Raw genomic sequence first — 9,805 nt, 5'->3', positions numbered from 1 at the left:
TTCGCGGCGGGCTGCGCCGCCTCGGAATCTTGGGCATAAGAATGGGGCTGTACCAAAATCACTTTTGATACAGCCCCGTTCTTTATATGGAACGCGAAATCGTATAAAGAAGCGCTCGAAATCGCGCGTTAAATTATACGAATCCCGGAAATCGTATAAAGTAAATGGGATTCCAAGCCCCTTCTTTATACGAATCGCGAAAACGTATAAAGTTCGAATCGAAATAGGCTGGAATGTTATACGAATCGCCAAAACGTATAACCTGAATCGAAGGGGGCGTGCATGGATTACAAGGAGCTTGCGAAGGTCTTCTATATGGACTCTTCAAGCAACCGCGAAGCCAACCTTGCCGCAGAGGAAGCGCGCCGCCGCGATTCGGTGGGGACGTTTCGGCTTGGCTACGAAACCAAGGCGGGCGAGCTGTTCCTTGCTGTTCCAAAAGAGCTATCGGCCCTTACCGAGCAGGTGCTGCGCACGGAGCGCAAGGTGACGGCGCTGCTGAACGGGATGAACCTGCTTGCCGCGAATGCCGTTTTGCGAGGGCTGGTCTTCGACGAGGTTGTATTCACGAACGCCATCGAGGGAATCCATAGCACGCGGCGTCAAATCAAGGATGCGCTGGAGTCGGTGTCGAACGATGCCTCTCGACGTCGTTTCAAGGAGCTCGCTCTTCTGTATATGGATATCGCTTCCGGCAAGGCAGAGGGGCCGACAACGCCGGAAGGCGTTCGTGCGATTTACGACAGAGTGATGGACGGGGAACTTGACGACGCGCATGTGCCTGATGGCCGGCTGTTTCGTAAGGACGGCGTTGACGTTATCGCCGGAGGGGTGAACGTGATTCACCGGGGTCTGGAACCCGAGGAGAAGATCGTCGAGGCCGTGAAGTCGATGCTTGCGCTGGTCGAAGACGAGGGTCTTCCGTCGCTGTACGCGGCGTTGGCGTCGCATTATCTGTTCGAATACGCGCACCCGTTCTATGATGGCAACGGTCGAACGGGAAGATATCTGTGCTCGCTGATGCTGGACAGGTCGCTGTCGAAGCCGACGGTTTTGTCGCTTTCCCGGGTGATTCTGGAGCATCGCGATCAGTACTACAAAGCTTTCCGCAGCGTTGAGAATCCGATGAACAAGGGTGAGCTGACGTTTTTCGTGATTGAGATGATGAGCCTTGTGCGGAAGGCCCAGCTGGATGTCATCGATCGTTTGGATTGCGCTCGAAGACGGCAGGGCGAGCTTCGCGAATTGATGGAGGATGTCATCGAGCGTGCAGACCTCAAGAAGAAGCAGGAGCAGGGAATCGTATTCATGCTCATGCAGTATGAGACGTTCGGGATGTTTGGCGACGCGAGCGTTGAAGAGGTTGCCGACTATTTGAAGGTGGGGACGCAGGCGGCTCGGAAACACTTGCGTGCGCTTGAGGACAAGGGTGTTGCGGTGAAGGTCAACCAACGCAAGCCCGTGACGTTCGGGCTTGCGCAGCAGTTTAAGGAAGAGTTCGGAGTAGAGCCGGTGGTCTGGCGGAATCCTTTCGAGTAGGGGTCCATTGTGTGCAGAAGGTTCACGGTCGTTACGTGGGATGAGGTTGCAGAAGTCGTGCGCGAGCTGCAGGCGGATTCGCCTGTGAACGCGCAGCCCGATTGGCCTGCGCGCCCGATGGTTGGCGAAGGCGCTGCTGCGCAGGTGGAGCCGGGCGAAGACGCGTTCCCCGGCGCTGGCGTTGACGTGATTGTCCGCGGGTCGGAAAGCCAGCTGGTTGTTGAGCGCTTGACCTGGGGATTTCCCGTTGAATGGCAACAACGCCCCGTGTATAACACGCGTCTGGAAACGGCGATGGGGCCGAACCCGGGCATGTGGGAGCAGCCGATCGCGCAGGGCCGCGGCATCGTGGTGACGGGCGGTTTCTTCGAAGCGCATGCAACCCAAACGGTGCGCAGCCCGAAAACGGGGCGGAAAATCAAGCAGCAGTATCGCTTCGAAAGCGGCGAAGGCACGCCGCTGCTGCTGGCAACGGTATGCGGCCAAGGTTGTTTCTCGGTAGTGACCACGCGCCCGAACGCCAACGTTGAGCCCGTGCACAATCGCATGCCCCTGGCGTTGAAGCTCGCCGAGGCGCGTTGGTGGCTGCGCGCGCCGTGGCCCAGCCTGGTTGCCAACTGGCAAAAGCTAGCGAACCGCGAAGGGCTCGCGTTAGCGGCCGCCCCAGAGCAACCGGCAGCCCCGGCAGCGTTGGGGCAGGGGACGTTGTTTTAAGACGCGCGATGACCGTGCTCGGGTTTGATGATGATCATCGCATTGCGAAAATCCTTATTAATCGAATCCCAAAAAATGCTAGGGTGGCGCGTTATCCGATGTAATCTGTCATGCCGAGATGAATGGCGACATCAGTTCCTTTTATCCAGAGGTTCTGGTGATACATCCTAATCCCATTTACGGTAACGGGCTTTTTGGTCGCATCGTTTCCCGAGCCGCGTACGAACAGTACGCCATCCCTTGATTTTGGCCAGTTTGGAGCGGTCATTGGGATGCCGGTTTTCGGGGTGAATCGCTGGTTGCCGCTCTTATCGCATATAGGTTCATCAATCAATGTGCCAGAGAAAATCAAGCGGCGCATTTGGCTCCATAGTTTTTGCGCCTCATCGATATACTTGCCAAGCCAGAATCGTTTGAACCCTTGAAATTGGCAAGCGTGAAGAGGGCAATTATCATATGGCTCCTTGAAAACCGCAACGATAATTGCTGAATCAAGGAAGATGCTGGCAAACGAGGAGTCTTCGAATTCCGTATCCGGATCGCACATCTCATCGAAGTCGATCGAGGGCGATAACTTCATGTCTTCGGTTCTTCCGCCCCTTACGGTGAGAACAACCGTCTTAAGCTGGAATCCAGCTTTTACAAAGAGAGGCACTTGTGAGATTTTGCCTGGTTGTCCGGTGAAAAGGCGAACGATAATCTGCTCAGCCAAAGCCTTGTTGTCCCTGCGTCCTTCTGCGTCGAAAGGCAAATTGAACATTGTGGCGTATTCGGCCAGGGTTTTATCGCGTAGTTGAGAAGCGATGATTCCAAGATGCATGTTGAATTGGTCGGACGACTCAATTTCGTAGGTATCGGGAATCATCTCTAAGTTATCATCCAGCCGTTCCCTTGCCATTTGCGTGACAAGTGAAGACTTGAGCCTGAAGCGTGGAGCGTGAGGATACTTAGGCGAAGTGTCCAAATAAAGGAGGCGTGGGTTGATTAGGGTTGATAGTCCTGGCAATAGCGCTTCTTTGTCTCCGGCTAGTGCCGTTCTAACGTAATCGCGTATCGTTGTCCAGTCGGCTTCAAGACGTTTTCGGTCTATGCTGTTCCATTCGTGCAGGTCAAATCCCTTTATCTCGAAAGATGCATAGCTCGGCATCATGCCTTTTCCGGGTTTGACGTATAGATAGTAGACGATTAGGAGTCGTTCGGCCTTGTGCCAGAATGTTGATGTTGAGAACTCCTCGCCAACGATTCGGTTTGGTGAGACGGCGGTAACCGACATAGGCTCTTTTGCCCGCCAAGAGTCGCTACGGGTCGCGGCGATAAGTCCAGTAGTTTTTAGTTCCCATTCGGTTTCATCGATGACCAAATCGGGCTCTTGTCTATTATCTGCGGGGTAGCCTAAAACAGATTGTTCGATAACGGCCCCGATGCGCCCTTTGTTTTTATGCGCGGTCGAGCCGGAAAGGATGCCCTTGGTGTCAAGTTCACCTGCGGTTTTCCCGATTGCTGCGGTGAAACGCTCTCGAATGTCTTCTGCTGTGTACCTATGGCTAGACTTGGTCATGTCATGCTCCCTGTCGTATCAACGGCGGTTGAGCTCTCGGCCGCTGTTGTGAAAAAAAGCTGAGTAGCGCAAATAGATCTGGATTTTTCCTTGATCGATCGGTTATCGTTGGTCATAATTATAGGTTCTGAATAATGGCTGGAACAAGGAATGGCGGTAAGGCTGACATGATTACGGTGGCCGAGCTTTTTGCTGGCGTTGGCGGATTTCGCCTTGGCCTTGAAGGCTACCAAAGCCTCGAGCATCCTGAGTTCAATCTCCCGGCAGCGGGACCTTTTAAGACTATCTGGGCCAATCAATGGGAGCCTCCGGGAACTGAAGGCAAGCAGTTCGCTTGGCGTTGCTATGAGCAGCGCTTTGGCGAAGGCAGCTGCGTTAACCAGGACATCAACAAGGTCCTTGATGATTATGAGGCTGGGAAAATCGATATCCCTGACGTTCAGATGGTCGTGGGCGGCTTTCCGTGTCAGGATTACAGCGTGGCGAAACCGCTGTCCGCTGCGCGTGGAATCGAAGGTAAAAAGGGCGTTCTTTGGTGGGACATCTATCGCTTCTTGCATCTGAAAGAGCCGAAATATGTGCTGCTCGAAAACGTTGATCGCTTGCTCAAAAGCCCGGCTACGCAGCGCGGGCGCGATTTTGCGATTATCCTTTCTTGCATGGCTGACCTGGGTTATTCGGTTGAATGGCATGTTGTGAACAGCGGCGAGTATGGTTTCAACCAGCGACGTAAACGCGTTTACATTTTCGCTGAAATGACCAGCGATAATTGGGATTTGTCCGACCGCGCGAAAAACGGCGTGATGGCGCGTGCGTTTCCTACGGAAGACCCGGAGAAGGTGTCCGAGTTTGAGATTCAGCATGATCCCTACGACATTTCCCAGCACTTCGATCTTGCCGGTAAGAAATCCCCGTTTTGTACCGCAGGTGTGATGCAGGACTACAAGGTTCTGACCTTTGACCTGACGGAGAAGTACGAGGGCGAGCTTGGTGCGCTTGGAAACGTGCTGGTTCCGGAGAGCGAAGTCCCTGAGCAGTTCTATATTCCGGATGAGAAGTTCGAAGCCTGGAAGTACTTGAAGGGCGGCAAACGCGAGGAGCGCGTGGATAAGAAGACGGGCTTCAAGTACGTTTACTCCGAGGGCTCGATGACGTTCCCTGATGCGCTCGATAGGCCGTCGCGCACCATCTTGACTGGCGAAGGCGGCATCGGGGCTTCTCGCTTCAAGCACGTTGTTGAGGTGGATGGCCGATTCCGCCGCCTCGTCCCTGATGAGCTTGATCAGCTGCAGGGTTTTCCGAAGGGCTGGACGGATACGGGTATGAGCGATGGTCGCCGAGCTTTCTGCATGGGCAACGCTTTGGTTGTCGGAGTTCCGCACCGAATCGGTGTTGAGATTGCTCGCGAGGCTGGCTTGAAATAGCTCTTAGCATGAAAAGAAACGGCGGAGATGGGATCTTCGCCGTTTCTTTTTGCGGCATGTTTGATGGGTCCAAGAAGTCGGCATTGGGTGTGCTCTGCTTTGTCGCCTCAAGCATCTTCCCTATGCCAGCTTACGGTTTGCAGATGCCGCAGGGGGAGTAGCCTTTGGCTATGAGTTGGTCGCGGGTGCCGGTGAAGTCCTGTTTGTTCGCGCTTGAGATGTTGCTGGTGGCGGAGCAGTCGGGCTTGTGGAACTTCTTGTTCTTCACGTTCAGAATGTAGTCCTGCTGCTCGGACGCGCCTTGGTTGCCGCCGGTTCCGCCACTGCTGCTGCCCCCGTTGCCGCTGGCGGTCCCACTGTCGGTGCCGCCGCCTGCGCTTCTCCCGGCAGCTGCCTTATCCGCCCGCGCGGCTGCCGCGGTGGTGATGGTGGCGCTGCCTTTGCTGGTGACCTGCGGGGTTTCGGACGATTCCCAGCTTTCGCCGGTCACGTAGTCGATCGCCACGCCCGGCTCCACGTTGTACACGAACACGTTGAACTGCACGGCTTCGCCGTTGTCCTCGAGGGACTTCGCTTCCATCTGCACCCCGCGCGCCACCAGGTCGTTTGCGGCGAACAGCGGGGTGACGCGGTAGAGCACGTGGTTGCCCGTGCTGCGCACGTAGTCGCCAACCAGCTCCTCGTAATACAGCATGCCCACTGCGTTGAACGTGCGCGTGCCCGTGATCAGGTTCTTCTCGTTGGCGTTTTCCCCGCACAACTGGTGCGCGATCAGATGGCTGCGGTTGTACAACATGCCGTCGTCGACGAAGCTGTATTTACGCTGTACCCAGCCGCTCGGATGCACCTGCGAGATGTCGCCGCGCTTCTCGTTGGATATGGTATCGGGCCCGATTCTCGCGAAGGCGGGGCCGCAGCGGCCTTCGAAATCCAGGTCGCTGAACTGCATGAACGTCCCGCGCGCCTCGTCTTGGGCCGTGAACCCGGGTTCGCCGTGGTTGATGTCGATGCACAGCGCTCCGGTATAGGCGGGGATGTCGGCGATGGTTGCCTGGGCGGATTGCGCACCCTCGCCGGAGCCGCCGTACGTGCTGCTGACGGAGCTGCCGTTGCCGGCGGAGCTATCGCCGATGCTGATGGAGCAGCCCGTTGCGGGAAGCGCGAACGAGAACGCCAGCGCCAGAGCCGCTAATGCTGCGGCGATGCGCTGGGGAAGCGGGAGCGTGCGGGTGTCTTTCAACGGCGGCCTTTCTGTCGTTGCCTAGGCCGATTGTAGCGAATGGATTTGATGTACCTGTGGCGCGCAGGCCCCTGCAATATAATGTGCGCATGACTAAAACGCAGCTGATACTCAATCGATACAAGCCCCTTGCCAAGGCGGGGGAGGGCGGCTTCGGCACGGTGCAGGTGGCATGGGATACGCGCATCCAGCGCAAGGTCGCCATCAAGTGCATCCCCTTGTCCGAGGCGGAGTTGTTGCGCGCTACTCTTCCCGGCGCTGATGCGCTTGACGTTTCCCCTGATGAACATGGCGAAAGTGCGATTGCACCGAGTGCGCACGCGGCGGGTTCGGCGGCCTCTTCGACGAGCGCCGTCGATCCGGCGGACGTTCCCCCGTGGGAAGATCTGCCAGAGGAAGCGGGTTTTGCGGGCTCCGAGGATGCCGCGGAATCTGCCGAGCTAGACGAGTTGGCGAGCGCTTTCGCCCGCCGAACGGACTCCGGCTCTGCGGACTCATTGCGTGCAGACGCGTTCCCCAGCCAGCTTCTGCCTGGTCAGTCGGTTAGCCTGACGGATACGGCAGACCCTGCGAGCCGTCCGCTGGTGCGCACGCTTTCGCGCATCCCCGGCTTGGACGAGGCCCGCACGGCGGCCGTGCTGTCGGACTCCAGCATCGTTGCGGTGCACGATTTCGAAATCCAGGATTCCACGGCGTACCTGATCATGGAATACGTTGAGGGCATGACGCTCACCGAGCTACTGCGCGACCACGACGATCGGCTGACGCTCGACGTGGTCGCCGCCGTGTTCGACGCGGTGGCTCACGCGCTCGAGGTTGCTCACGCGAACGGCGTTCTGCATCTGGATATCAAGCCCGATAACATCCTCATCAACGCATCGGGCCAGGTCAAGGTGACCGATTTCGGTCTGGCAACCTTGGCCGACGCGCAGGGGTTCGGCGTGGCCGGCGGCGGTACTATCGGCTATATGCCGCTTGAGCAGATGCGCCAGGAGAACCTTGACGCGCGGTGCGACGAGTGGGCGCTTGCGTCGGTGACGTACGAGATGCTGGCGGGCGAGAACCCGTTCTTGGCCCCGAACCTGTTCCAGGCGCAGGAGGCCATAGAAGACGGCGAATTGGTGCTGCCGTCGCTGTGCTGGGACAACCTCGACCCTGCCGCGGATGACCCCATCTTCTACGCGCTGGACCCCGAACGCGAGGAGCGCTACGAATCGGTGGCGGATTTTGCGGAGGAGCTTTCGCTGTTTTTGGGCGACCCGGCGAAGGGCCGCGCGGAGCTAGCCGACATCGTGGCCGGTCCGGCGGAGGAAGAGGAGCCCGAGCCGCAGCCGCGCGAGCCTGGCATCCCGTTGCGCGATCGCATCACGCCCAGGCTGCTGTTCTTCGGCTCGCACGCGTGCGGCGCGGCGGGATCGGCGCTGCTGGCGTTTCTGTCGCTGCAGAACATCTCGCAGACCGAAGGGTTCGCCAACCCGCTGTTCTGGGGATTGCTGCTGCTCATCACCCTTGCTGGCGCCTTTCGCCCTCACCTTGGGGCGCTTTTGGGGTTCGTTTCCCTGTCGGCCATGCTGGTGATGTGCGGCGTGCCCGCTGCGGGTTGCGTGCTGCTGGCGGGCGCCGGCGTATGGTGGTGGTACCTGGGCCGCGCGGGCGATACGACCGCGAACGCCGCGCTGGCGACGCCGCTTGCCGGCGCGATCGGGTTGGGGCCGCTTGGCCCGCTTGCGGCGGGTTTTGCGCTGCGCCCGGTTGCGGCGATGGCGACCGCGGCGTTCCAGGTGCTGTGCGGGTTCATGCTCGCAGGTTTGGGAAGCGCCTCGTTCATGGGGTGGGATGTGCTTGCCACCTGGCATTTCTCGACGGCGGCCTTCGCAAGCGACGCGGTGATCGACCGGATGGCGGCCATGCTGCTGGAGCCGGGCACGTGGATCATGGCGGCAAGCTGGGTGCTGGCGGCGGGCGCGTGCGCCTTGCTGCGTTGGCGCCCCACGCGGCTGTTCGCGTCCTTCGGCGTGCTGGCGGGCGCGGCGGTGCTGGTTGCCGGGTTCGTTTTGGCGGCGGTTTGCGGGTCTCCTTCCGCATCCGCCTTCACCGACCCCGTCGATGTCGCCTCGTTGGTCGTTTCCGCGGGCATTATGCTGTTCGCCGCCTATCTTCTGCCCGACCCCGAGTATTATGACGAGAGCGACGAATAGCTTCCGCTCCCGACGTTCGGGCGAAGTGGCGTTGCGCGATATCGAAAGACCGGCCGTCGGCGCGGTGCCGCGGCCTTACATGGATAGGAAGGAAACCCATGATCGAGCTTAACGACGACAAGACGTTGTTCTCCTTCGACCGCGATCTTGAGCCGGTGCTGACCGTGAAGTCCGGCGAGACGGTGCGCATCCGTACGAAGGACTGCTTCAGCAACCAGCTGACCGGTCCTCAGGACACCATGGATGACCTGGATTGGGATGCCATCAACCCGGCAACCGGCCCGGTGTTCGTCGAGGGCGCGAAGGCGGGCGGCGCGCTGAAGGTGCGCATCGAGAACATCGAGTTCGATGAGCAGACCTGCTCCGCCACCGGTCAGGACGAGGGCGTTTGCGGCAATCGCTTCACCGAGTGGGCAACGCATTACTGCAAGATTCAGGGCAACACGCTGGCCTGGGACGAGCGCCTGAACATCCCGCTGCGCCCCATGATCGGCGTCATCGGCGTGGCTCCCGAGGGCGAGCCGGTGAACTGCGGCACGCCGGGTAGCCACGGCGGCAACATGGATAACACGGCCATCACCACCGGTGCTACGCTGTACTTCCCCGTAGCGGTCGACGGCGCGCTGTTCGGCTGCGGCGACATGCACGCGGCAATGGGCGACGGCGAGGTCAGCGTCTCCGGCGCCGAGGTTGCAGGCTACGCCACCGTCACGCTGACGGCCCTGCCCGAGCTGAAGCTGGTGAACCCGCTGATCGAGAACGACACGCATTTCGGCATCATCGTGTCCGCGGAATCGCTGGATGCGGCCGCTGAGCTGGCCGTTCAGCAGATGGTCGACCTGCTGGCATCGCGCACCAACGAGTCCGAGGCCGATCTTGTCATGCTGCTGTCGCTGGTCGCCGACGTGCAGGTGTGCCAGATGGTGGACCCGCAGAAGACGGTTCGCTTCATGGTGCCGAAGTACGTGCTGGACGCTATCGGCTTCGCGCTGTAGCTTCGAACTGGGAAACGAAGCGCCCGCAAGCGTCGTGCTTGCGGGCGCTTTTGCGTTCGGGCAAAGACGATATGAGCAGGACATAAAAACATTGAGAGCCCCTGCTGCATGCAATTCCCGTAGATTAGGCCGACAAT

The 9,805-nt window shown here is 59.1% G+C and carries 7 protein-coding genes; 5 read left to right on the top strand and 2 right to left on the bottom strand.

Annotated elements, in window-relative coordinates:
* Nucleotides 1-282 precede the first annotated feature (282 nt).
* Both Q0D52_RS09920 and Q0D52_RS09915 read left to right on the top strand, forming a co-directional pair.
* The gene (locus Q0D52_RS09920; protein WP_294382604.1) at nt 283-1,539 is read left to right on the top strand and encodes a Fic family protein; all 1,257 of its coding nucleotides are present in this window, start codon (nt 283-285) and stop codon (nt 1,537-1,539) included.
* Between the two features lie 9 nt (nt 1,540-1,548).
* Nucleotides 1,549-2,253 (top strand): SOS response-associated peptidase family protein, encoded by a 705-nt coding sequence (locus Q0D52_RS09915; RefSeq protein WP_294382600.1) that lies wholly within the window; start codon nt 1,549-1,551, stop codon nt 2,251-2,253.
* 91 nt (nt 2,254-2,344) lie between these two features.
* Here the strand turns inward: Q0D52_RS09915 and Q0D52_RS09910 are convergent, their stop codons facing one another.
* Nucleotides 2,345-3,811, bottom strand: coding sequence for a MutH/Sau3AI family endonuclease (locus Q0D52_RS09910; RefSeq protein ID WP_294382598.1), 1,467 nt, complete (start codon nt 3,809-3,811; stop codon nt 2,345-2,347).
* 167 nt (nt 3,812-3,978) lie between these two features.
* Between Q0D52_RS09910 and dcm the strand changes: the two genes are divergently transcribed.
* Entirely contained in the window at nt 3,979-5,235 is a 1,257-nt protein-coding gene (gene dcm, locus Q0D52_RS09905) for a DNA (cytosine-5-)-methyltransferase (protein ID WP_294382595.1), read from the top strand.
* A 130-nt stretch (nt 5,236-5,365) separates the two neighbouring features.
* Here the strand turns inward: dcm and Q0D52_RS09900 are convergent, their stop codons facing one another.
* Nucleotides 5,366-6,475: a DNA/RNA non-specific endonuclease gene (locus Q0D52_RS09900; RefSeq protein WP_294382592.1), complete on the bottom strand. Its 1,110-nt coding sequence runs from the start codon at nt 6,473-6,475 to the stop codon at nt 5,366-5,368.
* Nucleotides 6,476-6,564: 89 nt separating this feature from the next.
* Here Q0D52_RS09900 and Q0D52_RS09895 point away from each other — a divergent pair, with 89 nt between their 5' ends.
* Complete coding sequence (locus Q0D52_RS09895; RefSeq protein ID WP_294382589.1) at nt 6,565-8,673, top strand: serine/threonine-protein kinase; 2,109 nt, start codon at nt 6,565-6,567, stop codon at nt 8,671-8,673.
* Nucleotides 8,674-8,771: 98 nt separating this feature from the next.
* Nucleotides 8,772-9,668 (top strand): acetamidase/formamidase family protein, encoded by an 897-nt coding sequence (locus Q0D52_RS09890; RefSeq protein WP_294382586.1) that lies wholly within the window; start codon nt 8,772-8,774, stop codon nt 9,666-9,668.
* Nucleotides 9,669-9,805: the final 137 nt, after the last annotated feature.

Origin of the sequence: uncultured Senegalimassilia sp. (assembly GCF_934630535.1) — a bacterium.
Classification (GTDB): Bacteria; Actinomycetota; Coriobacteriia; order Coriobacteriales; family Eggerthellaceae; genus Senegalimassilia.
The sequence above is the reverse complement of the archived record's forward strand: the minus strand, read 5'-3'. Positions and strand labels throughout refer to the sequence as shown.